The organism is Leucogemmata humicola (assembly GCF_055379415.1).
Window position 1 is genome coordinate 4,687,832 of record NZ_AP040875.1, and the last position, 25,847, is coordinate 4,713,678.

Consider the following 25,847-nt stretch of genomic DNA (forward strand, 5'->3'; position numbering starts at 1 on the left):
GGTGGTGCCACCGTTCGATCCATCGCTCAGGGAGAGGTCCGATGTCGCCACTATTTCGTCGCGTCCGCGCTGCTGCGCCACTCGTCTTCGTGGTGCTCGGTGCACGCAGCGTCGCAGGGCAGTCCACCGGTAGACGCCTTGCTATCGAGGATTACTATCGTGTGAAAACGGTCGGTACGCCTGACCTGTCGCCCGACGGAAAATGGGTGACGTTCACCGTCGCAACGCGCGTCGAAGCGACGAACGACAACACGAGCGAAGTCTGGCTTGTTCCCTCCGATGGTTCGACGGCGGCGCGGCGAGTGAGCGGCGACGGTGTGAACGCGACGGCGCCAGCGTGGCTCGACGATGGTCGTCTTCGCTTTTCGTCCGCTGGTCGCGGTTCGGTGCTCGACCCGTCGGCGCCGGACAAGGTCTCTGAACTCGACGCGACCGGCGGGCGCGGCGCTGGAGCGGCCGGCGGGCGCGGGGGGCGAGGTGGCGGTCGTGGCGGCAGCGGCGCGGCCATGACGAGTCCCGACGGCAAGTGGACGGCAGCCGTGCAAGACACGCCGCCGCCGAAGCGCGAGAAGGTCTACGAATCAGAGTTTGCGAAACGCCATGAAGAGCGCTTCAAGGGGGTGGAATTCGACTGGATGGATTTCCAGCGCGATGCAGCTCCCTTCCCGCTCCCGAATCGCGTAGACCCCGACGTGAATCCGCCGCAGGAAATCTTCGTCGGTCCCGCAGGTGGAGAGCGGAAGCAGCTGACGCACCTCGGCCTGCGTCCCGCAGGAGCAAACTGGAATCGCGCGGGCACCATGCTCGTGTTCACCGCCGACTCGACCTATCGCAACGAAAACATCTACGGCCGCAGCGACATCTGGACGGTGAACACCGACGGGCACGTGAGCAAACTCACGTCGCGCGTCGGATACTCATATGCGAACGCACAGTTCTCTCCCGACGGAACGTGGATTCTCGCTACACGCTCCACGCCGACTGACGCCGTGATCGCGAACAAGATGGACAACGGCGGCCCGGTCGACATCGTCCTGCTTCCGGCGAACGGCGGACGCGAGGTCAATCTCACCGAGAACTGGGACTACCTCCCGTCTGGCGCATTCTGGAGTCGCGACGGCAAGTACATCTACTTTACCGGCGGCATCGGCGGCACGACACACCTCTTCCGCGTGTCACCGGAGGGCGCAAAGGTCGAGCAGGTGACGACCGGCCAACGCCGGCTGAGCGGTTTCAGCTACGACCGCGCGCAAGCGAAGATGGCCTATCAGGTCGGCACGTTCGAGGCGCCGTCGGAGATCTTCGTCGCCAACATCGACGGCAGCGGTGAGAAGCAGCTCACCCACGTCAACGACGCCCTCACGAAGGAAATTGCTCTGAGCAAGTCTGAGCGACTGCAGTTCAAGAGTCTCGACGGCACGCCGGTCGAAGGGTTCTTGCTCTACCCGTATGGCTACAAGCCGGGTAGTTCTGGATCGTACCCGCTCATCGTCAGCAATCACGGTGGCCCACACTCGGCCAACGAATACGGCTTCGATTTCAAGAATCAGTATTTCGCGGCGAACGGCTACTTCGTGCTCGAGGTCAACTTCCGTAGCTCTACGGGCTACGGTGAAAAGTTCTTGTGGGGCACGTGGGGCGCCTGGGGCACGAAGGACGGCCAGGACGTCATGGCCGGAGTGGATTACGCGATTGCGCACCATCCGATCGACAAGAAGAAGGTCGCGTCGATTGGCCACTCGTACGGCGGGTTCATGACGAACTGGCTGATCACGCAGTATCCGGATCGCTTCGCCGCGGCCGCGTCTGGTGCTGGCATCGCGAATTGGACGAGCGATTACGCCAACTCGGACATTCCGCGCACCAAGGAGACGGAGTTCTACGGCCCGCCGTCGGACCCCAAGGCGCGCGAGATCATGATCAAGCAGTCACCAATCACGTACGCCAATCGTGTGCGCACGCCGACGCTGTTCATCAACGGCGAGATCGATCACCGCGTGCCGTTCTCGGAGAACGAGCAGCTGTACGTGGCAATCAAGAAGCAGGGTGTGCCGGCCAAGATGATTCAGTATGCCGGCCAGCCCCACGGCATCGCTGGCTCGTGGAACAATGTTCACAGAATGCTCAACGAGCGAGCGTGGTTCGACAAGTATGTGAAGAACGAGGTCAGGCCTTAGCGAGCGGTATGAGGGGTGCGGCGTGCGGCGTGACACGGATGGCGGCAGACAAAACAAAACGGGAGCGGCAACCGCCGCCCCCGTTTCCTTTTTTCTAGCTCCTAGTGCCTAGCGCCTAGAATCTCTATTGCTGACACCCTGCGAACGGACTCGCCGGCTTCGTCTTGTCGACGGCAACACGGTGATCGAGGTCAGCAACCTTGACTGCGATGTCGAACACGAGTTTGTCGACGCGAGCCATGTGCTGGTACTGGATGTACTCTGGCTCGTCCGTCACCTGGTGATAGTCGGCATGGCCGCCGGTGGTAAAGAAGATCACCGGAATGCCGTACCGCGCGTAGTTCGCGTGATCGCTGCGGCAATAGATGTTCTGCGGATGTCCGTTCGCATCCATCGCGTAATCGAATTTGAACGGCATCGGCTGCTTCGCGCTGACTTCCTCGGCGATGTCGCCGAGTTCCGTCGAGAGGCGGCGTGAACCGACGAGTTGCAGATAGTTCGGCGCGCCAACGAGTTCCTGGTCTTCCTTGTTCTTCCCCGTCACGTCCGTCGCTTCACCTCGGCCCACCATGTCGAGATTGAGGTCAGCGACGATCGAATCGAGAGGAATCGTCGGATGGTTCGTGAACCACTGCGAGCCCCACAGTCCCTTTTCCTCGCCCATCTGCCAGATGAAGATCAGCGAGCGCTTCGGCTTCACTGGACCCTTGGCGAAGGCTTCGGCGATCTCGAGGATCGATACCGAACCAGTGCCGTCATCGTCGGCGCCATTGCTGATCGAATCGAGACGCGCCGGGTAGACCTTTCGCAGCGAATCCTTCAGTGCGTTGATGCGCACCCACTGCTCGGGCGTCGGCGGAACGGCGTTACGCGTGTCTGCACCTTCGACGCGAGCAACGATGTTGTACGCCTTGAGTGAATCGTGTTCGACGATCGGACGCGCCGACGACAGCCCGACGTGATCCGAATGCGCGCCGATGACGATGTACTGACCCTTGAGCTTCGGATCGGTACCCGGAATGATCGCAACGACGTTGCGGGTGGGCGCGGCCACGGTCTCGACACGAACGTCGATCGTCGCAGAACCGCCCTTGTCGCCGCGTGCAGCGCCATCGACTGACTTGCCGAGCAACGCGGCAGCAACCGCTGGTGTCACCGTTACGGTGATCGGACCGGCACCGCCGCCAGCACCGCGACCACCGCGGCCCCCACGACCGCCCGGCGTCGGATTGGCGGCAGCGTACGCCGCGCGTCCTTCGTTTTGCGCCGTGTCGTTGAGCGTGAACTGCGCACGCGGCGGCGTGAGCGTTTGTGCAACCGTGACAATGGCCTCCGCGCCGAGCAGCGGATTGTTCGCTCCCGCGCCACCGCGACCGCCGAAGCCACCGCGACCAGCACCGCCCGCAGGCGCAGTCACCACGACGATCTTGCCGCGAACATCGTCGGCTGAGAGCGAGTTCGTCGTATCGCCCATCGTTCCGCCGAATACCACGTCGCCAGTGACCTTGCGATCAGTGGCGCCCGCTGCGACGAAGTCCGCTGGTGCGTGAAATGTCTTACCGCCTGCGCTAATGCTCGACGCCGAGCTGAGCACGCGAGAGGTGACGGGCATGTTCTGGAAGAACGTACCGTTGTCGCCGCCCGGCTTGAGGCCAAGCCGACGTACCTCGCGCTCGATATACGAAGTCGCACGCATTGCGTCCGACGTGCCGGCCTCGCGGCCACGCATCGAATCTGCGGCGTAGATATACAGACGCGTCATCAGGTCACACGCGGTGATCGCGGCAACCGTTGGGCCGCCGGCGTACGTCAGCGGCATCTTCGCGCCCGGCTTTACCGCGGCGCAGGTTTGCTGCGCGCCAGCAGCAGCGGCGGCGCAGGTGAGCGCAACGGTTGCCGTCGTGGCAACGCGCGCGATGGTTCGGTATGTCACTGGATTCCTACTGGCTGTTCGAGGTGAATTGGTGCGTGAGTGCGACTACTCGATCGGTCCACCCTTCTTGGTCTGCGGCACGCCGTCGGTCATCCATTTCGGCGCGGGCGTTCCCTTGAGGTAGTGATCGAAAAACTGCTTCATGCGCTCCTGGAAATCCTTCTGGTTTTCCTTCTTTGCCAGATGGTGCGGTTCACCAGGATACGAGAGCAGAATGACCTGCTTGCCCCAACGGCGCGCCGCGCCATAGAGCTCGAGCCCCTGGTGCCAGTCGACCGCGTTGTCCGCCGTGCCGTGCAGAATCATGAACGGCGTCTTGATGTCGCGAACGTGATACAGCGCCGACTGATCTTCGAAAAGCTGGAGGTTGTCGAACGGGTTCGTGCCCATTCGCACCTGCCCCACCTCTACGATACCCTGCTGCAGCGTTCCAGTGCCCGGGTACGTCTCGTCATAAAAGCTCACGAGGTTCGTTGGCGGCGCGCCGGTCACCACAGCGGCGAACATGTTCGTTCGGGTGAGAATGTACGACGTCTCATAGCCGCCCCAGCTGTGGCCCTGGATACCGATGTGCGACGGATCGGCGTAGCCCATCTCGATGACTTTCTTTACACCGCTCGTCACGCAGTCCAGAGCGGAGCTGCCGGGCTTTCCAGTTTCGTAAACGATGTCGGGCTGGAACACGAGATAGCCGTCGCTCGCGTACTCGGCGAAGTGCGGCCGGTCGTCGAATTGCGGCGTGGGGAACGAGTGGTGTGTGTTCGAAAGCAGCTCGTAGAAGTACACGAGCATCGGATACTTCTTTCCGGCCTGGTAGTTGGCCGGCAGCGTGAGTGTGCCCTGCAGTCGCTGGCCCTTAGCATTCTTGAAATCGACGAGCACCTTGCTTCCCCAGCCGTACTCGCCGATGAACGGGTTCGCATCCGTCACCTTGGACGGCGACGAGAACGACGTGTTCGTCGACCAATAGTCCGGGAACTGTGAGAACGTTTGACGAGTGAAGATCGTGCGGTCGGCGTTTTGTGCTTTGATCGCGCCGCCAACCGACGCGTCCTCGTAGATCAACGGCGTCGGCTTTGCACCCGGCGCGAGCGTGTAGTAACCCGACTTCTTCGTCCAGTCGCCGTAAGCTGAGAGGAGCACGGGCTTCGTGAGATCCACGCCCTCGTCTTCCTCCCCGCCTCCGGCTCCGAACGCGCCGCCGCCGCCACCGCGACCACCACGTCCGCCACCGCCGCCGCGCTCGAGGCGCACGAGACGGAAGACAATCTGCTGCGCGTCACCGACGCCGCCGGTCAGGTTAGTCGCCTTGCTGCCGTCGAGCGGAACCGAGTAGAGATCGTATCGGTGATTGAGGATGACGGCCTTACCATCCTTCGACCAGCCAGCGACACCGTACGTCGGCTTCTCGTACGGATGATCATCCTCGGCGTCGATGAAGCTCAGCTTTTCCGCCGAGCCGAGGCTCGTGCTCTTTGCGCTCTCGGTGTTGTACGCGAAAACCTTCTTGTCCTTGAGATACAGGAACCACTTTCCGTCGGGCGAGCTACCCATGGTGCGCGTCAACGCGCGGTCGATCAGCGTACGCTCACCGCTTTCGGTGCTCACGCGATAGTAGTCGGACTTGGTACCGCCCCACTGCACTTCGGTGCGATACGTTGTATCAACGCGACCAATGGCCCACTTCGGATCAGGGGTTGGCGTGACGTTGCGCATCACCTCGTCGGAAATGCGAACGAGCTTACCGCTGCCGATGTTATAGACCGCCGGAAGCGTCGCACGTCGCTCTTGTGGCAGACGGACGACCTGCACCGACTGCACTTCGTTGTCCTTCCAATGCCAGACGTCGACGTTCGCCTTTGGCTCGGCGCCCGCTGCGGGCGCACCCGGATCCGCTTCCTGATCCTTGAGTCCGACATAGAGCTTGGCGCCATCGCGCGTCCAACGCGGCGCGCTGAACTCGCTCAGCACGTAGCCCTTGGGGAACGCGGCGTCTTTCGACGGATCGTATTCCGTTGCACGCGGCTTGGCGGCGCTCACGTCCTGCCACACGAGCAGCGAGTTATCGCGCTGGAGATTTTCCTTCTTCTTGTCGCCACGCAGCACGGCGAGCGAGGCTCCCTTGTCGCCCCACGCAAGCTGGTCGTAGTCGAGCGACGCCGAGCTCAGAACCTTCGACTGACTCGTCGCGAGGTCGACGACATACACGCCGTTGCCGTTGCGGTCCGCGGCGTCGACCGTGTACGCGAGCATTTTGCCCGCGTCATCGAAATCGTAAAGGTTCACATTGCCGATGTTCTGGCTGATACCGCTCGTCAGTTCACGAAGGACGAGGTCGGCGCCGTTGTGCTTGGCGGTTGCCGACGCCTTGTTGGCGCGCACGGCGAGGAACTTCGAGCCTTTAGAGAACTTGAACGTCGCCGCATCCGGAACCGGATATTTGTCACCGCTCGCCAAATCGAGGAGCTCGAAGCGGCGCGCGCCGCCCGCGGGTGCAGCCGCTGCCGCCTGACCTCGACCGCCACCGCCGCCACGTCCACCGCGACCGCCGCTCGCACTGGCCGGACTCACGAAATACCCGACGTACCGCGAGTCGTCCGAGAACACCGGCGCCGAGCCGACGGGAATCGTGAATGTTTTACCGCCGTCGAACTGGCGGATGTAGAGTGTGCCGTCGCCCTCGTTCGGCGTGTAGATGTACGTCATCCACTTGCCGTCCGACGACAGCGCCGCGTTGCCGATGCGATTCCATCGGCCGATGTCGGCGAGACCGAGCACCCTTTTGGCGCCGGGATCGGCCTTCGCCGCCCCCTGAGGCGCAGGGCCAGCGTTGTTCTGTTGTGCCGGAAGAACGGCGGCTGTCGTTGCGGCAAATGCCCAGACGAACGCGGTCCGGGCGAGCGGGAGAATACGGGGCATGCGGGGCTCCAGCGAGGGCGTTGAGAGGCTCAACGATTATACGCATCGACGCCCCGAAGCGCTTCCCAGCCGCCGTACCCTCCCGGTGGCCCTATCGGCGACTCACGAGGCGAATTCGCCGAAGCGTCCAGCCACTCCCCTGAGGCGCAAAAACCGCCTCGAAGGATCCCACGGAGTTGCTCCGGGCACCGAACGACGACACCGACACGAGGTGCAGCGTAAACGGCGCGACGACCTGACCGTCGGCGGGTTGGGTCGCGCCACGCTGCAGCTCCGAAGCGATGACCTTATGTCCTTTCTCCATCAGCCCGCGGATTTCTTTCCAGCTCGCCGCGTCGTTGATCATCCTCTGGAGACCGTCGCCATTCTGCGCATTCAGCGAATCGACGAAGCTCGCAATTGCAGCTCCGGCCCAGCGATCGGCCGCGGCATCGAACGACGGAGCCGCAGGCTTTGCGGGCTCGGCCGCAACGACCGGCGCTGGAGCGTGCACTGTAACGACCACCCGAGCCGCGCGATCCTCAACCGACGCCGAGATTGTCGCCGTTCCCGCCTTGATCGCGGTCACGTTCCCAGAGTTGTCGACCGTCGCGACGTCTGTGTTCTCTGAACGCCACGCGAGTTCGCGCGCGAGAACGCCATCGCGGGCATCGCGAGCTGTCGCTTCGAGCCGCACTCGGGCGCCCTCGAGCAATGTCGGCGGAGCAGTCGCAATCACGACTGTCGCAACAGCGGGCGGGCGCGCCGCACGACTCGAGTCAACGGCCGGCCGCGCGGTCGCGGCCGGGCTTTCCGTTCGCTGAGTCACGACGGCGGGCGACGGACGCGATTCGGTGCGCGTCGGCTTCACGGCGGGCGACGCCGGTTGATCCGGGGCGCTCGGCACCTTTGCCGCGCTGTTCGAAACCGTTCGCGTCGCGGAATCACTGGGTGCCGGGGCTGGCACCACCGATTGCTGCACGACGGCGTTCGGCACGTCGGGCGATCGACTATGAGAAAGTGCATACGCACCGCCGACAATGACGATCAGCGCTCCAGCGCCGGCCACCATCATTCTCCCGCGCCTCGATCCGGCCGATGCTGATTCGCCTGTTACTGCGACAGAGAGATCGCGCGGCGGTGGATCAGCCACGACAATCGGCGCGGGCGCAGGCGCAACGACGGGCTCAACGACTGCGACCGGCTTCTTCTCACGGATCTCGATCTGCGCGGATCCGCGCACACCCTGCGCTTCGGCCCAGACCATCGCCGTGCCAGGCGCTTTCGCCGACAGCAGCCCATCGTCCGACAGTTCGACGATGTCGATTTCAGCACTCGCCCAGTGAACAGGCTCCGGCAGCACCGCCGAGCTTTTGTCCTCGGCGCGCGCGGTCAAACGAACGCGATCACCAACGCGCATTTCGCCCGGCGGCAGCGAGATGTTCACCGCCGCGACTCGCCGAGGAATAACGGCGAGGCGGAACGACTCGTGGATCTCGCCCGACGTCGCAGTGACAGTGACCGGACCGGTGGTGAGCGTGTCGACGATTCCAAGCTGCGCGTCGATGGACGCGATTGTCGCATCGTCGACCGACCAGGTGATGGAAATTCCTGGAATCGCTGCGCCGTCGGCGCCGTGCGCGACCGCCGCGAACGTGGCGACGTCGCCAACCTCCACGCTTTCTGGCGGAGCGGTGATCGACAGTGCGACGACGCCCGCCGGTGCGGCGTTCGCTGGCGGCGAAGTCCGTTGCTGCGCGATCGTCTCTCGGTGTTGGAGCACCGTGCTGAGCGCGTCACGACGAGCGGTTGGCGCGGTGCTGGCCAACATGCCGAGCGCCTGCTGGAAGGGATCGTCGGCCGACAGCGGCGCGGCACCAAGCTCGGCAAGCGCGTGCTGCATCGTCGGCCACCGGTCGGCCGGGTCCTTCGCCAACATGCGGAAGATGGCCGCCTCGAGTTCGGGCGGGCACTCCGGGTGCGCGTCCCGAATGGACGGCACCGGGCGTTCGGTGTGCGCGGACATCACCGCGAACGTCGGTCCCTCGAACGGCACGCGGCCGGTCACCAACTCGTACGCGAGGATGCCCAGCGAATACTGATCGCTCGCTGGCGTGGCCGGATGCGCGAAGCACTGCTCCGGGCTGATATACGCCGGAGTGCCGACCAGCATGTTGGTCTGCGTATACGGGGCCGTCGCGTCCTGCGCCACTTTGGCGATGCCAAAGTCGGTCACCAGCGCCGCGCCGTCGTCGCCGACGAGGACATTCCCCGGCTTCACGTCGCGATGCACGACACCGCGACGGTGCGCATAGGCCAACGCCGAGCCAACTGTGTGCAGCAGCGAGCGAACCATCGGAATCGGCAGCGCACCGACTTCGCGGACGATGTGGTCGAGCGATCGCCCCTCGACGAACTGCATCGTGAAGAAATGCAGATCGTCAAGCTGACGGACGGCGAACACGGTAACGATGTTCGGATGATTCAGCTTTGCGACGGTCCGCGCTTCGCGCTGGAACCGTTCGACCATGCCCATACCCATCATCAGGGCTGGCGACATCACCTTCATCGCCACCGGTCGATCCAACGCCAATTCTCGCGCGAGGTATACGGCAGCCATGCCGCCCCGCCCGAGCTCTCGAACTACCTCGAACTCCGACACGGTGGCTGCTCTGAGCCGGCGAACGACTTCAGTCCACGGGTCTGCCTCGTTCGCGCCGCTGATTATCTCGCTGGACATCGAAACCAACCTGTCTTTACGCGATGCCCGGCGCAAGGACGTGGTCAGGGCACCAGGAGACGAGGGCGACGTCAATAAACTTTTCTTAGTCTGGGTGATTGGCACCATGTAGCGCCCTTGACCCTCCTCCTGGCGACGGTTAACGTCGCCCGCTCTGTCGCAACCGTCGGCAAACGCAGATCAGGCAAATCGAATGAGACAACTGGGACGCACCATGGCCGCGGCAGCATTTGCCGTTGGAATGCCCACCGCTGTCGTTGCGGCACAGTCGCAGCAGGCGATTTCGGTGCAGGTATCGGCACTCATCGCACCCGTCTCCGACGATGCCTATGAGAACCTCAAGACCGGCAAGGGCGGCGAGGTGCAGCTTCGGTATTCGCCGAGTGCATTCTCGTTCGGTCTTGGCGTGCAATTCACCGGGCATGACGGCGCTGCCGGCGTCGGTCCCAGAACGGACTTCTCGCTGCTCGGCGCCTTCTTTGAGCCGCGCTACGTCATCGATCTCGGGTACACGTTCGCTCCGTACGTGTCGAGCCGCGTTGCCGTGCTCCGGCAGAGCGTTCACATCCCGAATCAGGCCGGCACCAACGAGCAATCAGGTACGTCGTCCAGCGTTCAGCTGAATGGCGGCGGCGGTCTCCTGCTGAGACTCTCCAGTGCCGTGAATCTCGATGTCGGCGTGACGTACGGATATATCCGCTTCGGCGACGCGACGATGACCGATAAGTCGACTGGCGTAGTCGAAGCCGGCGAGAAGAGCTCCTCCGGCATGAATGCCGTCTACCGCATCGGCTTCGCCGTCGGCGTCAAGTAGTCGGCGTTGCGCCGGTAGCGACCTACTCGGCGCGTAGGATTGCGGCTGGATTCTGGCGTGTTGCACGCGCCGCCGGAATCCATGACGCAGCGGCGCTCGCGGCAACGAGCAAAACAACAACGCCCGCAAAGGCGACTGGATCATTCGGAGCCACGCCGAACAGCAGCGACGTGAGTGCGCGCGTCGCGAATAGTGACGCTGCCGCACCGATCACGAGACCGACAACCGCTAAGCGGAGGCCGTGCCCGAGCACGAGCCAACGTACACGTCCGAGCGGCGCCCCGAGGGCGACGCGAATGCCCATCTCGCGCGCGCGTCCTCGAGCGAGTTGCGCGAGCACGCCATAGACGCCCACGATCGCCAGCACCAATCCGACGGCCGCAAAGACACCGAGCACTGTCGCGAAGAATCGTTGCCGCGCCATCGACTCGGCGCGCATCTGTTCGAGAAAGCGCGGCGGATTGAGCGCGATACGAGGATCCATGTCGTGAAGAATGGCCCGAAGCGGTGCGACGAGCGACACGGGGTCGCCGTCAGTGCGCAGCACGATGTAACCGCCGGACAGCGCGGAAAATGGATGAATGATTGCGACGCGCGCCGGGTCGATTAGAGATCTATCACGAACATCGCCGACGACTCCGACGATCGTAAACTCGGTCATTCCAGGAATTGTCGGCTTGTCGAACGTGAGTCGTTGTCCGATTGGGTCCTGTCCTGGAAACTGAGTATTCGCGAACGTCTCGTTGACCAGGATGACAGGTGAAGCTTCGTCCGCCTTGGTTAGCAAGCGTCCTCGTCTCAGCGGCGCGCGGATCGTGGCGGCGTAGTCAGGCGTCCAGAACCAATGTTGCGCGTCAACTCCGCCGTCGGCGGAACGACCAACGACGTGGAAGCCGCTCGTCCACGCATTCCACATCAGGGGGAGGACGCTAGTGATCGCGGCGCTGCTGACGCCCGGAATGTGTTTGGCGCGCGCAAGAAGTTCATCGTCGAATGCGTGGCGTGCCGTCGCGCTGTCATATCCGTGGCGATACAGCGAGAAACCGGCAGCAACTACTCCGCGCGGCTCGTAGCCGGCATCAACGCGCGAAACCTTCCAGGCGCTGCGGACGAGCAGCGCGGCACCCGTCGTCATCAGCAGGGCGAGCGCGACCTCCGCGACGACGAGCCCGTCGGCCCAACGGCGCATACCGCGCGTCTGCGTCCCGGAACGCGAGGCACCACGAAGCACGTCCGCCGGATCGCGCCGCCGGGTCCACAGAGCCGGCGCGACGCCAAACAACAAACCAGCGATGGTCGTGACGAGCGCGACGTAACCCGTCACTCGATAGTCGACGCCAAACGACTTCACACGTAGAAGCCCCTCGGGCTGGAGCGCCGACAACGCGCGTGAACCGGCCCAACCGACCGCGAAGCCGCACGCGCCACCGATCAACGACAGCACCAGGCTTTCAGTGATCGCCTGCCGCACGACGCGCGCACGGTCAGCGCCGAGCGCCAGCCTCAGCGCAATCTCTCGCTGACGATCTGCCGCTTGCACGAGCAGCAGGTTGGCGACGTTCGCGCACGCAATGAGCAGGAGAATCGCGACCGACGTGAGAGGAACCAGCAGAGGAAGACGCGTATCGCCAACGAGAAACTCGTGGAGGCCCGTCACACTCACACGGAGATTTCGATTCAGCTTCGGAAAATCGCGTTCGAGTCGCGCGGCGACAGCGTTGAGCTGCACGCTCGCCATTGCGGGTGACACGCCCGGCTTCAATCGCCCGATGACACGCATCCAGTGTTCGCGCCGATACAACTCCGTAACGCGAACCGAACGACTGAAGTGCAGTCCGACCCAGCCGTCGAGATTGTCCCACGGAAACGCGAAGCTCGCCGGCATCACGCCGATAATGGTGTTGGCGTCGTTGTCGATCATGATCGTTCGCCCAATCACCGACGGATCGCCGCCAAAATCGCGCATCCACGCGGCGTGACTGAGCACCATGGTCATCGGTGCATCGTCCCACGTTGCGCTTTCGTCGAACGTCCGGCCCAACTCGGCGCGCGCGCCGAGTACCGAGAAGAAGTTGCCGCTGACGTTGCCGAAATTCCCGCGCCACGCGTCGCCAATGCCGGTCACGGTTCCGCCCGACGGCGAGTAGTCGTAGGCAGCGATATCGCTGAACACAGTGACACCGTCACGCCAATCGAGCCAGTTCGCGAGACTGGACATCTCGAGATGCCAGTGCTTCTCGGGATTCTCGTCAGCGAGCATGACCAGACGATCGGGCTGGGTGAATGGCAGCGGCTGCAACACGACTGCATTGACCGCGGAGAAGATGGCGGCGTTGGCGCCGACTCCGAGCGCGATAGTGATCACCGCCGCGACGGTCATCACCGGCGACCGTTTGAGCATGCGCAGTGCGTAGCGCACGTCTCCGAGGATATCCTCGATCAACCGCAGCCGACGTACGTCGCGGTGCGCCTCGCGCACCTGCTCAACGCCGCCGAAATGTGCGAGCGCAACTCGCTCCGCCTCGGCCGGTGTCATACCGGCGCGAACGTTCTTTTCCGTCTCGAGCTCGATGTGAAAGCGAATCTCGTCGCCGAGATCGCGATCGGCAGCCCCGCGACGAACCAGGGCACGGAGACGGGCGCGCAGACCTCGGACGATGCTCATGCCCCACGATACCACGGCTCCTGTCGGATTTCAACAGGAGCCGTTTTCCGCTCCCCCAACGCCTAGTTCGCCGGCGGCGCCACCTGGCCGAGTCCGATGACTTCCCCGCTCGCGAGAACATGACCCTTCATCGCGTCGGTCATCGTGGCGTACGACGCCAGCGCGTCGGCGCCGAGTGTGGTATCGAGCGCGAAGACCTGGAAGTGATAGCGGTGCTTGGGACCCGCAGGCGTACGCGGACCCATGTACGCTTGCGCCGCGCCGCGAATGTTCGGACCGTAGGTCGCGCCGGCCGGCGGTGCAGCCATGGCAGCATCGAGCTTCGTGACGTTTCCCGGCACGTTGGCCATCGTCCAATGCAGAATTGGCGCGCCGCGTACCATCGCGTCACCATCCTGCAGGATCACGGCGTACGACTTCGTTCCGGCCGGACCCGCGGTCCAGGACAGGCCCGGAAAGACGTTGCCGCGATATTGAGTATTCTCGAATGGAATATCGCCGCCCGCCTTGAACGCCGGCGTCGTGACCGTGAGCTTGGCGTCGCCCTTGACCGGAAGGTTGAGCAGCGCGAGCTGCGACGCGCCAGGTTCGGTCGCCGGCGGCGCCTGTTGCGCGAAGGCCGGAATGGTCAGGGCGAATTGCGCGGCGATCGCCGCTCCCGCTATGTAGTGCCTCATTGGTGCCATCTCCACAAAGGATTGAATTCTGTTGGGACAATTGTACGCACAACCCGAATGGCACGATATTCGTTCGATGCAAGCTCGCCGTCCACTCGCCCTCCTCGCGGCAGCCGTTCTTGCCATGGCCTGCGCCAACTGGCCGCGACACGAAGCTCCCGCGCCCACGCCCGCGCCGCCGCGTGAACCAAGTCGTCCGCTGCCATACCCGGTCTTCGAGACGAAAGCATTCGCGCGCGCCGTCGAACGCGGAACGCGAACGCGTACCGGCGTTCCCGGACCAAACTACTGGCAGCAGTTTGCGCGCTACCGCATCGATGCAGAGTTGGTACCGGCGGCGAGCCAGATCAACGGCCGCGAAACAGTCCGGTATTTCAACAACTCGCCTGACACGTTGCGAACGGTGTGGGTGTTTCTCAACCAGAACCTGTTCGCCCCTACATCACCGCGTGGCGAGTCGGTTCCCGTCACGGGCGGTACTGAAATTCTGCGCGTGGCCGTCGGAGGGCAGGCGCTTGCCAAGCGAAGCACCGGGGTAGCCTACTCCGTGGACGGCACGCTGATGCGCATCGGTCTGCCCAAGGTGCTCGCGCCGAAAGACTCTGTCGACTTCGACATCGCATGGGCATTCCAGCTCCCGCCCGACGGCGCACCACGCGAGGGCACGACGGGCGACGTCTTCATGGTCGCGTATTGGTATCCGCAACTCGCCGTCTACGACGACGTCACCGGTTGGCAGATCGACCCATACCTCGGCACCGCCGAGTTCTACATGGGGTACGCCGACTACGACGTGAATCTGAGCGTACCGCAAGGCTGGCTGGTCGGCGCGACGGGCGAGCTCACGAACCCGAACGACATCTACTCGCCGCAGACGCGCGACCGTCTGGCCGAATCGAAACGCACGGCGACTGCGGTGCACGTCGTGCGAGAACAGGACCGCGGCGCAGGAAACAATCGCGCAACGCGCACTGGCTTTGACGGAATTCTCACGTGGCGCTTTCGCGCGCGAAATGTGCGCGACTTCGACTGGGGCGCATCGGCGAAGTTTTTGTGGGACGCGACCATAGCCGTCGTTGGCGATCGCGATCGTGACGGTCGTCCAGATACGACGGCGATCAACACACTGTACCGCCCCGAAGCGCGCGCATGGTCGTGGGATCGGTCGGCCGAATTCGAGCGAGGCTCCGTCGAGTTTCTCTCCTGGTACCTGTGGCCGTATCCGTACCCGCAGATGACGGCGCTCGAGGGACCGGTGTCGTGCACGGGCATGGAGTATCCGATGCTGACGTGCATCGGCGGCCCGCGCGATTCGCTTTCACTGTACTCGGTGCAAATCCACGAGACGGGCCACATGTGGTTCCCGATGCAGGTGGGCTCCGACGAGCGACGGTTTGCTTGGCAGGACGAAGGCCTCACGCGCTTCAACCAAGCGCAGGGAATGCAGGCCTTCTTCAAGGGCTATGATCGTGAACGCATTTCGCGCGACGCCTACTTGGCGTTGGCACGAACCGATAGCGAAGTGCCACTGATGCGTCACGGTGATCAGTATCCGTTCGGCACGCCCGCCTACACTATCGCGACGTATGACAAGATGGCGACGAACATGGTTGCCCTGCGCGCGTTGCTCGGCGACGAGCCGTTCCGTTCGAGTTACCAGACGTACGGCCTGAATTGGCTGGGCAAACACCCAACGCAATTCGACTTCTTTAACAGCTTCAACAGCCTCGGCGGCCGTGATCTGTCGTGGTTCTGGAGAACCTGGTGGTACGAGACGTGGACGCTCGATCAGGCGATCGGTTCCGTCTCGAGGTCACCGGTCGGAGATACGCTGCGCGTCGCGATCGATGATCGCGGTCTCGCGATGATGCCAGTGCGACTCGCAGTCACTCGCGCGAATGGACAGGTCGAGCGCATCGTCGTTCCTGTCGACGTCTGGCTGACGGGCACGCGACATCACACCGTATCGATCGCCAACGGCGCGACTGTCGTCTCGATCGAGATCGATCCGGAACAAGTTTTCCCGGACATCGATCGTTCGAACAACCGATGGGCGAAGCCGTAGCATCATGAGCAACGCGCGCACGGGCCGGCTCCTGCTAACGGTACTTCTCGCGTTCTACGGCTTTCGGCTGTTGCTGCACCCCGACGCTGGATCGCTGATGGACAGCGTCGACCTGCCGATTCACGAGACCGGCCATATCGTGTTCTCGCCGTTCGGTGAGTTCATGCAGTTCCTGGGCGGAACGCTCTTTCAACTGATCATGCCGACAGCGTTTGTCGTGTACTTCTGGCGGCGCAAGGATCGGCACGCGGCGTCGGTCGCGCTGTGGTGGGTCGCGCAGAATTTTTGGAATATCTCGGTCTACGTCCGCGACGCGCGCGCGCAGGACTTACCACTCGTCGGTGGCGGCGAGCACGATTGGGCGTACATCCTCGGCAGGTTCGGCCGGCTCACGCACGATCAAGTCATCGGCCAACGATTTTGGTCGATTGGGCTGCTTTTGTATATCGTCGCGATCGCGGGCGGCCTCATCGCTCTGACCGCGAAGACCGCGGAGAGTGAAGAGGCCGCCGAGGCGGTCAGCGATTCGATTGCCGGTCGCTAGAGTCGTCGTCGTCCGACGATTTGTCCGAGTCGGGCTGGTCCGGTAGCGTCCGGTACGTGCTCGAGCCACTGAGGTTGTGGTCCTCGCCCGTCTGATCGCGAAGCCACTCTCCGTTCTCGTCGCGCCGATTCGGCGCCAGGTCCTCGCGGAGTCGCTCATCCGCGGCACTGTCTTCGCTCTTCTTGCCTTTGTTCTGATCTGCCATCACGCGCTCCAGTTGAAGGTCGAGCGCATGAAGTCGCAGGCCGCGTGCCGCGACAAGCGCGGGACAAACACAGAGAAGCGAGAGGTGAGCATATGTCGATATTCGAACCTTCACGATCGGTATGGACCGGCAGGATGCTGAGTCTTTTGCGCATCGTCGCCGGAGTGCTGTTCATCGAGCATGGAACGCAGAAGGTGTTCGGATGGCCGCCGACCACGGCGATCCCAGTTCCGGTGACGCTGATGTCGATGCTGGGCGTGGCGGGTGTGATCGAGATCTTCGGCGGAATCGGGATCATTCTCGGCCTGCTGACGCGACCCATCGCGTTTCTGCTCGCGGGCGAGATGGCCGTTGCCTACTTCACGGCGCACTTTCCGCGGTCGCTCTTCCCAGCGAACAATGGCGGCGACCCGGCCATCCTATTCTGCTTCATCTTCCTGTACTTTATGTTCGCCGGTGCGGGCCCGTGGAGCCTGGACGCGATGATCAGGTCCTCAGGTCGCACTGCACCTCCGGGTGAATCCTCTCGTCAACGCCACGCCGAAGCTGCATGACCCGTCCGTACGTTCTGGCCGAAACAACCTGGAAGACGGTGGACGCGACGCCCTACACCGTCGCGATCCTCCCCTGGGGAGCGACGGAGGCGCACAACTACCACCTCCCGTACGCGACAGACAACATCCAATCGGAGCAGGTCGCGATTCGCGCCGCGGAACGAGCATGGGACCGCGGCGCGCGTTGTGTCGTGCTGCCCACGGTTCCGTTCGGCGTCAATACCACGCAGCTCGACATCAAGCTCTGCTTGAATCTGAATCCGAGCACGCAGGCGGCTCTGCTCGCTGACCTCGTGTCCGCGCTCGATCAGCAGGGTGTTCACAAGTTGCTCATTTTGAACGGACACGGCGGGAACGATTTCCGGCAGATCATCCGCGAACTGCAGCCCAAGACGCGTGTGTTTCTCTCGGCGATCAACTGGTGGTCTTGCGTCGATGCACGTGAATTCATGGAAGAGGTCGGCGATCACGCTGGCGAAACCGAGACGAGCGCGATGATGCATCTCGTGCCCGACCTCGTGCGGCCTCTCGGCGAAGCTGGGTCTGGCTACGCTCGTCCGTCGCGATTGACCGGAGTGCGCGAAGGGTGGGCGTGGGCGCCGCGACGCTGGACGCAGGTCACAGCCGACACGGGCATCGGAAATCCCGCGAAGTCCTCGGCGGCCAAGGGCGCTGCGTACGTGGAAGCGGCGGTCGAACGCATTGCGGGTTTTCTGACCGAACTTCACGCGCTGGATCTGGCGAACCTGTACGAGTAGCCGTGCGTCGGGTTGTCCGTCAACCGAATTGAACCACAGAGGACGCAGAGTTTTCTCGAGAATCAATTCTCGAAAGCTTGATTGCCGAGTCGCGATTTGCGACTGAAGGCAGTTCTCCGCGTCCTCCGTGTCCTCTGTGGTAAACAGGCCCGCAGCGCTCTACACGCCGCTCGGATACGTCTCGGGCGCCTCTCCGTCGACACGAATTGGGAAGTGCAGCGGATCCACCGCGCGCGATTCCTCGACGTAGATGAACGCGTCGTATCGCTGCGGAACGATGCTCGGCACGTAGTTGCCCCAGCGTTCGTGATGCGGATCGTAGACGACACCAATCGCCCGATGGCCGATCGGTTCGTTCAGTTTGGCGATACCGCCATTCTCGCTGCCGTCGAACAACAGCAATGCGTCGCCAACCCCAGCATCGAATAATGCCTCCTCGAAGCTTCCTGCCTTCGCGGCCGGCACCGACATTCGCTCCATCGGCGCGCCCCACTCTTCGGACGCCATTACCGTCCCGCGGTGCGTGCCAAAGCCGACGATCCGAACGTCGCGTGGCACGTTCGCCTGCCGAACCAACTGGCCGACGTTCACCATCCCGGCGCGCACCATATCCGTGTACCGCGCGTCGCCAACATGCGTGTTGTGTTCCCAGACGATCGCCTTGGCGTTCGCGCCGTGATGCAGCATCAGGCGATCGAGCGTTTCAACCATATGGCGATCGCGCACGTTCCACGACGACGGGCCGCCCCGCACCATCGTGCGGTAGTACAGCTCCGCGTTCTTGGCGACTAGAGCATTCTGCTCGGCGTCGAAATAGCCCTCCGCGCCATCGTCGCGAAACATCGTTGCGCGCGCGCGAACTTCGCGCAGGATCTCGACGACTTCCGGTTCGCAGGACAGCGGGACTAATGCCGTCGCTCTCGCATACTCCTGAACATCCTCGGCGTATGGCTCAAAGCAGGCGTACGCCTGTCGCGCGACCGCGGCGAGGTGCGGATCGAGGCGGTGCAGATAGTCCACGACAGCGTGCATCGAATCCCAGAGCGAGTACACATCCAGACCGTAAAACCCCGTGTGCGAGTGGGTGGCATCGTTGTGCGCACGAAGCCATTCGGTGAGCTCGACGATCTCACGATTCGCCCACATCCAGGTAGGCCAGCGTTCGAACGCGTGTAGCACGTCCTCCGCACTCTGGCCAGAATTCCGCATGCCCTGCACGTACCGATTCACCCGATAGCAGTCGGGCCAATCTCCCTCCACCGCGATGAACGAAAACCCGCGCTCTTCGATCAGGCGTTTAGAAATGGCCGCGCGCCACGTGTAGAACTCCGACGTGCCGTGCGAAGCTTCGCCGAGGAGGACGATCCGCGCCTCGCCGATTGAATTCAGCAGCGCGTCGAGGTCGGCCGGCGACGCGAGCGGTCGAGCGTTGTCCTGAAGGCCGGCGACCATCTCCGGGTTCGAGCCTGCAGCCTCAGCTTCGTTGCTTCCGCCCCTGCGCCACGGCATCGCCCACGCTCCTCGCGCTGTCCGCCTGGGCTCTTCTGCAAATTGAAGGCAATCACGGCAGCCAGTTAGTTTTCTGCCATGTTACGCGCCCTATCGCGCGGCGTACTCGCGCTCGGCATTGCCACTTCCCTGCTGGCGCAACGTCCTGGCCCGCTGCGGCCGGTTCCCACGCCCGCACCCGTCGCCACTGCAATCGACCCGCTCCACGCCGCCGGAAAGGACGTCACGATTTCCCTGCTGACGATGGGAAACGGCGACGAGATCTGGGAGCTATTCGGCCACGACGCCCTGCTGATTCACGACAACGTCACTGGGCGCGACACCGTGTTCAACTGGGGCGTGTTCGACTTCCGCCAGCCGAATTTCATCGGGCACTTTCTCATGGCGTCGAACCTCTACGCCATGGGTAGCGATTCGCTCGGCCTCGTGATGTACGGCTACCGATACATGAATCGCCCTGTACGCTCGCAGGAGCTGGACCTCACGGCGGCGCAGCGCGATACGATCCTCCGCACCATTCAGGTGAATGCGCAGCCGGAAAACATCAATTACCGATACGACTATTTCCGGAATAATTGCGCGACACGAGTGCGCGACATCCTCAACCAGGCCCTCGGCGGCCAACTGTACGCGCAATCGCAGACGCTGACGGGCATGACCTACCGACTGCACGCGCTGCGGCTAATGCAGAGCATGCGAGCAATCGTCCTCGGTGTCGACATCGGACTTGGACGACCGTCTGACCGCGAGCTCACCAAGTGGCAGGAGATGTTTCTGCCGAAGCAGCTTCACGACTTCGTCGCCACGATGAAGGTGCGCGACAGCACGGGCGCAATGCACCCGCTGGTGCGCGACGAACGCGTTCTCTTCGCGTCGACGCGTGGACCGGAGCCGGAAACGCCGCCGCGTTTGGGACCGTGGCTTCTTCTTGGCGGGCTCGTGACGGCCGCTGTCTTCCTTTGGCTCGGATCACGGGCGACGGCCGGAAACACGTTTGCGCGCGCTGGCGCGGCGATTGTCATGGGACTCTGGGCATTCGCCGCTGGAATCCTCGGCGTGCTCGTGACGCTGCTGTGGGCGGTCACGGATCACGTGTTCGCACACTCGAACGAGAATGTCCTTCTGTTCAACCCGCTCTGGTTGATTCTCGCCGTTTTGCTCGCGATGTCGCTCTGGAAAGGCCGACCCAGCGTGTGGACTCAACGCTTTGCTGTCGGCCTCGCCACGCTCAGCGTTCTCGCGCTGGTCGCGCACATCGTTCGGCTATCGGCGCAGAACAACCTGCCGATCATCGCGCTCGCGCTTCCGCCCACACTGGCAATCGCCTGGTGGGCGAGAAAGAACGCCTAAGCCAATCGCGGCGTGTTCGCCTCGTGCTCGCCGCGCAGCAAAAAGCGAATGGCAGCCACGAGATCTCGCGGGTCGAACGGCTTGCACATGTAGGTGCTGCATCCGGCGACAATCGATGCCGTGCGCATTTCAGGCGCTGCGTCGGCACTCAGCGCAATGATCGCCACAGCGTTGCCGTCGGATCGCAACGCGCGCGTGGCGTCGAGTCCGTTCATCAGCGGCATCAGCACGTCCATCAGCACAACGTCGAACGTGCCTGACCGAGCCATGGCCAGCGCCTCTCGCCCGTTGCACGCATAGTCGACGAATGCACCGTCGACGCGCAGCGATCGGCCAATGGCCAGGCGAAGATCTGCGTTGTCGTCGGCCAGCAGAATACGTACGCCAGCCAACTCACGCGCAATCGGTACGATGTCAGGCGAACGCACCATTCCAGGCTTCGGCAGCTCGGCGAGCCGGACCGCGAGCGACAGACGGAAGGTGCTGCCGAGACCGGGCTCGGTGTGCAACAACGTGAGCGTTCCTCCGAGCTGCTCGGCAAGTCGACGCGAGAGCGCGAGACCGAGCCCACTGCCGCCGTGAAGGCGTACGATCGACGAATCCGCCTGGCCGAATGGAACGAAGAGGAAGCGGCGTTGATCCGCCGGAATACCAATTCCCGTATCGGCGATGTCGACCGTCAGCTGGTTTTGCCCTGATCCCATCGCGAGGCGAATGGCAATCCGGACGCCGCCACTCGACGTGAACTTCACCGCATTGCCCACGAGATTGACGAGAATCTGACGGAGCCGAAGCCGATCGGTCTCGATCATCGTTGCCTCGGGCATCTCACTCTCGATGCGAACGTCGAGCGCCTTGCGACGTGTGTCTGTTTCGAAGCTGTTCACGACTTCGCGCAGCACTTCGACCGGCGCAACCGGCTCGCTGGAGAAGGCCAGCTTGTCGGCATCGAGTCGCGACAGGTCGAGCACATTGCCGACGAGCGACAGCAGCCCGCGGCTATTGGCGCGAAGCCGCTCGACGAGATCAGCACGGTCCTCGTCGGACACACCGCCGAGCGCGAGCAGATCGGCGATGCCGAGAATCGCCGCGATTGGCGTTCGAATTTCGTGGCTCGCCGTTCGCAAAAACACGGACTTCGCTTCGTTTGCGCGCTCCGCCGCATCGCGCGATTGTCGTAGATCCTCAGCGACGCGTCGCTCGGCTTCCGTCATGCGCGCGTAGGTCCACCGAAGTTCGTCGGCGAGAACGTTGACGGCATGCGCCACGGCGTCGAGTTGATCGCCGTGCTCGGAGAGACCGAGCTTTCGCCCCTTGTCGCCGCCGGCCATCTCCTCGAGTGTCACGAGCAGCGCTTCGACGCGCTTGCGCTCGAACGTGACGACGGGCTCCGACTCACTCATGACAGATGACTCCGCAACCATTCGTGTGCGCGCGCTTCCGCAGTGAACAGACGCGTGGGAATTCCCGGCCGAGCGACGCGGAAATACACGTTGCCCATCATCGTTCCAAGCGGACTCGCGTCGACCAGAAGTCCGAGCGCGAGAAAACCGTCGATCAATACCTGGCCCGAGTAGTAGTGGCGCACTTCCGCGTCGAGCGGCTTGGCGCCTCGAATATCGATTAGAAGCGGCCGTCGCTGACCGTCGCGCTCAGCGAGTGCAGCACCGAGATTCTCCTCGGCGTTGGCAACCGACTGGTGCGCGCCTGACTGAATTCGAACGGTCAACACGCCATCGTCGCCGAGTGCGACGCGTGCAGTTTTGGTTTCGCGCATGGGATCGACGGATGAGAGGTCGACGTGCGTCGAATTTCGCACTTTTCCAAAATATCGGAAAGGGCGACGCATCACTTCGCGCACCAATCCGTTCGTTTGCGCCGAGTCAGTCGGCGCGCAGCGTGATCGCGGGATCGATGCGAGCCGCGCGCCATGCTGGAGCCCACGTCGCAATCGCCGCAACGGCGAGCATGACGAGCACCACGCCAGCATACGTGACCAGATCGAGTGGTGACACGCCGAAGAGTAGTGTCGCAATGAAGCGACTCGCGACGAGTGCCCCGATCAAACCGATCACAATTCCCGCGATCGTGAGCGCGGCTCCCTGTCGCGCAACCAACGCGAGGATGCTCGCTCGCGATGCGCCGAGTGCGGAGCGCACACCAATCTCGCGGACACGCTCGCTCACAGATGTCGAGAGCACCCCGTAGATCCCTGCCGCGGCGAGGATCATCGCCGCGAGCGCAAATGCCTCGAACAGCGTGAGGGCGAAGCGGCGCTCGGCCGCCGACTTCGCAACGAGATCGTCCATGGCCGCCACGCGAACGATCGGCTGGTCTCGGTCCACCGACCAAACGGCCTGACGCACCGCGGGCACGAGCGCCAGCGCATCACCGCGGGTGCGAACGACGAGTGAGATCGCGTTGTCGGCCCAGCGCCATTGCGTGGTAGTCGTGTACACCGCTTCCGTTTGCGCCAAGGCGAGCGACGCTTGCTTCACGTCACCGACCACGCCAACGATGGTGTACGGCGCCACGCCCGCGCCGCCGCCGATCGTTACGCTGCGGCCGATCGGCGACTCGTTACCAAATCGCAACTTGGTGAGTGATTCGCTGATCAGCGCGACACGCGGCGCACCGGCCCGATCGCCCTCGCCGAGCAAGCGACCGCGCACGAGCCGAATGCCCATCGTCTCGAGATACTTCGGGCTCACGGCGTAGCGGTACGCGTCGTAGCTGGCCGCCGGCTGCGTCGACGTCGCCGCGAAATGAGCACCGTATTCATCGAGATCACCGCTCAACGGAAGTTGGCTCGTAAATCCAGCCGACGTGACACCTGGAATTTCGCGAACGGCGTTCAGCGTCCGTGCAAAGAACGCGTGCGCAGTACTGTCGTCGCTGAATCGGCGGCCGACTGTCTGAACCTGCACGGTGAGCAGGTGCGACGAGTCGAAACCCACGGGAACGGCGAACAGGTGTTGCAGACTTCGCAGCAGTAAACCCGACGCGACCAACAGCACGATGGCCAGAGCCACCTCGGCGACAACCAACGCCCCGCGCGCCGCACGACGACCGCCCGCGGTGCGACGCGAACCAACCTGGAGGTCGAGCTGCGGATCGTTTCGCACGGCCTGGAGTGCCGGAATCACGCCGAGTACCACGCCGATGATCGTCGTGATGCCGAGCGCGAATACAAACATCGAAGCGTCGACGCCAATGACAGCGGCGCGCGGCAGCCCGGGCGGGCTCAGTAGGACAAGGGCGCGGACTCCCAATACAGCTATGACAATTCCAGCAATCCCGCCGAGCAGGGCGAGAACAAGGCTCTCGGTGAGCAGTTGACGAACGAGACGACCACCGCCGGCACCAAGCGCGGCGCGTAGTGCGAACTCGCTGCGTCGCTGAACGGCGCGTGCCAGCAGAAGGTTCGTCACGTTCACGCATGCGATGACGAGTACGAGCATCACGGCGCCGAGCACGGCGAGCAGGGCCGGCTTGACGCCGCGCGTCAACTCATCGCGCATCGAGAGGGGAGCGATTCGCGTGTTGAGGTCGTACGTCTCCGGGTGCTGCTCGGCGAGTACTTCTCGACCCGCACCCTCGATGTCGCGTGTCGCTTGGTCCATCGATACACCGTCGCGCAAACGCGCGATTGTTCTCAGATGGTGGCCCCAGGCGCTTCCTTGCGACATGTCGTACTGGAGCGGCGCCCACAGCTCCGCGGTTGGGGCGAGCACGTTCTCGAAGTCGCGCGGCATGACGCCAACGACCCGATACGAATTGTCATCGAGCGTCACCACTCGTCCGATGATCGACGAGTCGGTGTTGAAGCGTCGTCGCCAGAGTTGATCACTGATGACGACGACAGGTGGCCCTAGGAGAATGTCGTCTGACGGGAGAAAGTCGCGGCCCAGCGACGAGTGAACGCCCAACACGCGGAAGTAGCTCGCGGTCACGCGCTGACCGTTCATACGCTCCGGCTGCTGCGCGCCCGTGAGCGTCGGCTGCCACGGCTTGAGCACGGCTATCGACTCGACGGAGCGCGTGCGCTCGCGGAGCCCACGGTACATCCCGAAGGAACCAGCGCCGCGCGCGCCGCTGCTGCCGAACTCGACGATCATCGCGAGGCGATTGGCGTTTGGATAGGGCAGCGATTCGAACAACACGCGATTCACCGCGCTGAAAATCGCGGTCGTGCCGCCGATCCCGAGTGAGAGCGTTAGCAGCGTTGCGGCCGTGAACGCGGGAGCCGCACGCAGCCGTCGTAGCGCGTATCTAACGTCGGCGAGGGTCGTGCTCACGACGTTCTCCCAGCCATACGCGCGAATTTGCTCGCGCGCGACGGTCGTATTCCCGATCTGAACCAGGGCCATGCGCCGAGCCTCTGCGGGCGATATACCGCGAGCGATCAGAGCCGCCGCGGTTTGCTCCACGTAGTGGGCGAGCTCGTCGCTCACGTCGCGATCGGCGGCCGCGCCATTGAACAATGCACGAAGCCCGTGCGTGAGTTGTCGCCAGAGAGACACCTACGCCTCGGCTTTCAGGAGACGCGCAACGGCGCCGGCGCGACGGGCCCAATCCTCGGTCTCGACGTCGAGCTGTTTGCGTCCTGCGCGAGTGAGCGAGTAGAATTTCGCGCGACGTGCGTTCTCCGACTGTCGCCACTCGGCGTCGAGCCATCCGGCGCGTTCGAGGCGCTGGAACGCCGTGAGCAGCGATCCTGGATTGACCTTGAACACGCCGCGAGAGATCTGCTCGATTCGCCGCGCGATTCCGAAGCCGTGCATCGGCTCCAGGCTCAGCGTCTTGAGGATCAGCATGTCCAGGGTTCCCTGGATTACATCGGTGTTCGGCTCGTCCACGATGGGCTCCGCAATTCAGGCGACGTGCGTAGGCGAATCATTGCGCGCTACATCTTGACTGTCAAGATGTGATGATCAACCTGTCGCCCGATTGCGAAC

At 63.5% G+C, this 25,847-nt stretch carries 18 protein-coding genes; 7 read left to right on the top strand and 11 right to left on the bottom strand.

The genetic code is table 11. The features are described 5' to 3' along the window. Positions 1 to 41: 41 nt before the first annotated feature. Complete coding sequence (locus AC6H4Z_RS20070) at positions 42 to 2,177, top strand: S9 family peptidase (protein ID WP_497543741.1); 2,136 nt, start codon at positions 42 to 44, stop codon at positions 2,175 to 2,177. Between the two features lie 124 nt (positions 2,178 to 2,301). Here the strand turns inward: AC6H4Z_RS20070 and AC6H4Z_RS20075 are convergent, their stop codons facing one another. From AC6H4Z_RS20075 to AC6H4Z_RS20085, 3 genes are all read right to left on the bottom strand, one after another. Further along, a complete protein-coding gene (locus tag AC6H4Z_RS20075; protein ID WP_497543742.1) occupies positions 2,302 to 4,110 on the bottom strand; it encodes a M28 family metallopeptidase in 1,809 nt (602 codons plus the stop codon). Positions 4,111 to 4,155: 45 nt separating this feature from the next. Continuing rightward, positions 4,156 to 7,029 (bottom strand): S9 family peptidase, encoded by a 2,874-nt coding sequence (locus tag AC6H4Z_RS20080; RefSeq protein ID WP_497543743.1) that lies wholly within the window; start codon positions 7,027 to 7,029, stop codon positions 4,156 to 4,158. A gap of 91 nt (positions 7,030 to 7,120) precedes the next feature. Further along, entirely contained in the window at positions 7,121 to 9,748 is a 2,628-nt protein-coding gene (locus AC6H4Z_RS20085; RefSeq protein ID WP_497543744.1) for a protein kinase domain-containing protein, read from the bottom strand. Between the two features lie 214 nt (positions 9,749 to 9,962). Between AC6H4Z_RS20085 and AC6H4Z_RS20090 the strand changes: the two genes are divergently transcribed. After that, positions 9,963 to 10,562, top strand: coding sequence for a hypothetical protein (locus tag AC6H4Z_RS20090; protein WP_497543745.1), 600 nt, complete (start codon positions 9,963 to 9,965; stop codon positions 10,560 to 10,562). Positions 10,563 to 10,584: 22 nt separating this feature from the next. Here the strand turns inward: AC6H4Z_RS20090 and AC6H4Z_RS20095 are convergent, their stop codons facing one another. Together AC6H4Z_RS20095 and AC6H4Z_RS20100 are read right to left on the bottom strand one after the other, a co-directional pair. Continuing rightward, the gene (locus AC6H4Z_RS20095) at positions 10,585 to 13,227 is read right to left on the bottom strand and encodes an ABC transporter permease (RefSeq protein ID WP_497543746.1); all 2,643 of its coding nucleotides are present in this window, start codon (positions 13,225 to 13,227) and stop codon (positions 10,585 to 10,587) included. Positions 13,228 to 13,289: 62 nt separating this feature from the next. Next, the gene (locus AC6H4Z_RS20100) at positions 13,290 to 13,904 is read right to left on the bottom strand and encodes a YbhB/YbcL family Raf kinase inhibitor-like protein (protein ID WP_497543747.1); all 615 of its coding nucleotides are present in this window, start codon (positions 13,902 to 13,904) and stop codon (positions 13,290 to 13,292) included. Positions 13,905 to 13,980: 76 nt separating this feature from the next. Here AC6H4Z_RS20100 and AC6H4Z_RS20105 point away from each other — a divergent pair, with 76 nt between their 5' ends. Continuing rightward, positions 13,981 to 15,969 (top strand): M1 family metallopeptidase, encoded by a 1,989-nt coding sequence (locus tag AC6H4Z_RS20105; RefSeq protein WP_497543748.1) that lies wholly within the window; start codon positions 13,981 to 13,983, stop codon positions 15,967 to 15,969. A gap of 4 nt (positions 15,970 to 15,973) precedes the next feature. Then, the gene (locus tag AC6H4Z_RS20110; RefSeq protein ID WP_497543749.1) at positions 15,974 to 16,513 is read left to right on the top strand and encodes a hypothetical protein; all 540 of its coding nucleotides are present in this window, start codon (positions 15,974 to 15,976) and stop codon (positions 16,511 to 16,513) included. Here the strand turns inward: AC6H4Z_RS20110 and AC6H4Z_RS20115 are convergent. Beyond that, on the bottom strand, positions 16,488 to 16,718 hold the full coding sequence (locus AC6H4Z_RS20115; RefSeq protein WP_497543750.1) for a hypothetical protein: 231 nt from the start codon (positions 16,716 to 16,718) through the stop codon (positions 16,488 to 16,490). The two genes, AC6H4Z_RS20110 and AC6H4Z_RS20115, sit on opposite strands and share 26 nt — an antisense overlap. 134 nt (positions 16,719 to 16,852) lie before the next feature. On the opposite strand from AC6H4Z_RS20115, the gene AC6H4Z_RS20120 reads away from it, so the two are divergent. Then, on the top strand, positions 16,853 to 17,272 hold the full coding sequence (locus AC6H4Z_RS20120) for a DoxX family protein (RefSeq protein WP_497543751.1): 420 nt from the start codon (positions 16,853 to 16,855) through the stop codon (positions 17,270 to 17,272). Next, on the top strand, positions 17,269 to 18,030 hold the full coding sequence (locus AC6H4Z_RS20125; RefSeq protein ID WP_497543752.1) for a creatininase family protein: 762 nt from the start codon (positions 17,269 to 17,271) through the stop codon (positions 18,028 to 18,030). The genes AC6H4Z_RS20120 and AC6H4Z_RS20125 overlap by 4 nt, the downstream gene beginning before the upstream one ends. A gap of 159 nt (positions 18,031 to 18,189) precedes the next feature. Here the strand turns inward: AC6H4Z_RS20125 and AC6H4Z_RS20130 are convergent, their stop codons facing one another. After that, positions 18,190 to 19,539 carry an erythromycin esterase family protein gene (locus tag AC6H4Z_RS20130; RefSeq protein ID WP_497543753.1) on the bottom strand — a complete coding sequence of 450 codons (1,350 nt, stop codon included), beginning with the start codon at positions 19,537 to 19,539 and terminating at the stop codon, positions 18,190 to 18,192. 78 nt (positions 19,540 to 19,617) lie between these two features. On the opposite strand from AC6H4Z_RS20130, the gene AC6H4Z_RS20135 reads away from it, so the two are divergent. Further along, positions 19,618 to 20,889 carry a lipoprotein N-acyltransferase Lnb domain-containing protein gene (locus tag AC6H4Z_RS20135; RefSeq protein ID WP_497543754.1) on the top strand — a complete coding sequence of 424 codons (1,272 nt, stop codon included), beginning with the start codon at positions 19,618 to 19,620 and terminating at the stop codon, positions 20,887 to 20,889. Here the strand turns inward: AC6H4Z_RS20135 and AC6H4Z_RS20140 are convergent. The 4 genes from AC6H4Z_RS20140 to AC6H4Z_RS20155 form a co-directional block, all read right to left on the bottom strand. Then, positions 20,886 to 22,292 carry an ATP-binding protein gene (locus AC6H4Z_RS20140; protein ID WP_497543755.1) on the bottom strand — a complete coding sequence of 469 codons (1,407 nt, stop codon included), beginning with the start codon at positions 22,290 to 22,292 and terminating at the stop codon, positions 20,886 to 20,888. The two genes, AC6H4Z_RS20135 and AC6H4Z_RS20140, sit on opposite strands and share 4 nt — an antisense overlap. Next, the gene (locus AC6H4Z_RS20145) at positions 22,289 to 22,708 is read right to left on the bottom strand and encodes a DUF7793 family protein (protein ID WP_497543756.1); all 420 of its coding nucleotides are present in this window, start codon (positions 22,706 to 22,708) and stop codon (positions 22,289 to 22,291) included. The genes AC6H4Z_RS20140 and AC6H4Z_RS20145 overlap by 4 nt, the downstream gene beginning before the upstream one ends. Before the next feature lie 64 nt (positions 22,709 to 22,772). Beyond that, entirely contained in the window at positions 22,773 to 25,412 is a 2,640-nt protein-coding gene (locus tag AC6H4Z_RS20150) for an ABC transporter permease (RefSeq protein ID WP_497543757.1), read from the bottom strand. Then, positions 25,413 to 25,748, bottom strand: coding sequence for a PadR family transcriptional regulator (locus AC6H4Z_RS20155; protein WP_497543758.1), 336 nt, complete (start codon positions 25,746 to 25,748; stop codon positions 25,413 to 25,415). Positions 25,749 to 25,847: the final 99 nt, after the last annotated feature.

Excerpts from the sequence above, each read along its gene's own strand:
- AC6H4Z_RS20070 (WP_497543741.1), top strand. The coding sequence starts at position 42 with ATGTCGCCACTATTTCGTCGCGTCCGCGCTGCTGCGCCACTCGTCTTC.
- AC6H4Z_RS20080 (WP_497543743.1), bottom strand. The coding sequence starts at position 7,029 with ATGCCCCGTATTCTCCCGCTCGCCCGGACCGCGTTCGTCTGGGCATTT.
- AC6H4Z_RS20085 (WP_497543744.1), bottom strand. The coding sequence starts at position 9,748 with ATGTCCAGCGAGATAATCAGCGGCGCGAACGAGGCAGACCCGTGGACT.
- AC6H4Z_RS20090 (WP_497543745.1), top strand. The coding sequence starts at position 9,963 with ATGGCCGCGGCAGCATTTGCCGTTGGAATGCCCACCGCTGTCGTTGCG.
- AC6H4Z_RS20095 (WP_497543746.1), bottom strand. The coding sequence starts at position 13,227 with ATGAGCATCGTCCGAGGTCTGCGCGCCCGTCTCCGTGCCCTGGTTCGT.
- AC6H4Z_RS20100 (WP_497543747.1), bottom strand. The coding sequence starts at position 13,904 with ATGAGGCACTACATAGCGGGAGCGGCGATCGCCGCGCAATTCGCCCTG.
- AC6H4Z_RS20105 (WP_497543748.1), top strand. The coding sequence starts at position 13,981 with ATGCAAGCTCGCCGTCCACTCGCCCTCCTCGCGGCAGCCGTTCTTGCC.
- AC6H4Z_RS20110 (WP_497543749.1), top strand. The coding sequence starts at position 15,974 with ATGAGCAACGCGCGCACGGGCCGGCTCCTGCTAACGGTACTTCTCGCG.
- AC6H4Z_RS20115 (WP_497543750.1), bottom strand. The coding sequence starts at position 16,718 with ATGGCAGATCAGAACAAAGGCAAGAAGAGCGAAGACAGTGCCGCGGAT.
- AC6H4Z_RS20120 (WP_497543751.1), top strand. The coding sequence starts at position 16,853 with ATGCTGAGTCTTTTGCGCATCGTCGCCGGAGTGCTGTTCATCGAGCAT.
- AC6H4Z_RS20125 (WP_497543752.1), top strand. The coding sequence starts at position 17,269 with ATGACCCGTCCGTACGTTCTGGCCGAAACAACCTGGAAGACGGTGGAC.
- AC6H4Z_RS20130 (WP_497543753.1), bottom strand. The coding sequence starts at position 19,539 with ATGCCGTGGCGCAGGGGCGGAAGCAACGAAGCTGAGGCTGCAGGCTCG.
- AC6H4Z_RS20135 (WP_497543754.1), top strand. The coding sequence starts at position 19,618 with ATGTTACGCGCCCTATCGCGCGGCGTACTCGCGCTCGGCATTGCCACT.
- AC6H4Z_RS20140 (WP_497543755.1), bottom strand. The coding sequence starts at position 22,292 with ATGAGTGAGTCGGAGCCCGTCGTCACGTTCGAGCGCAAGCGCGTCGAA.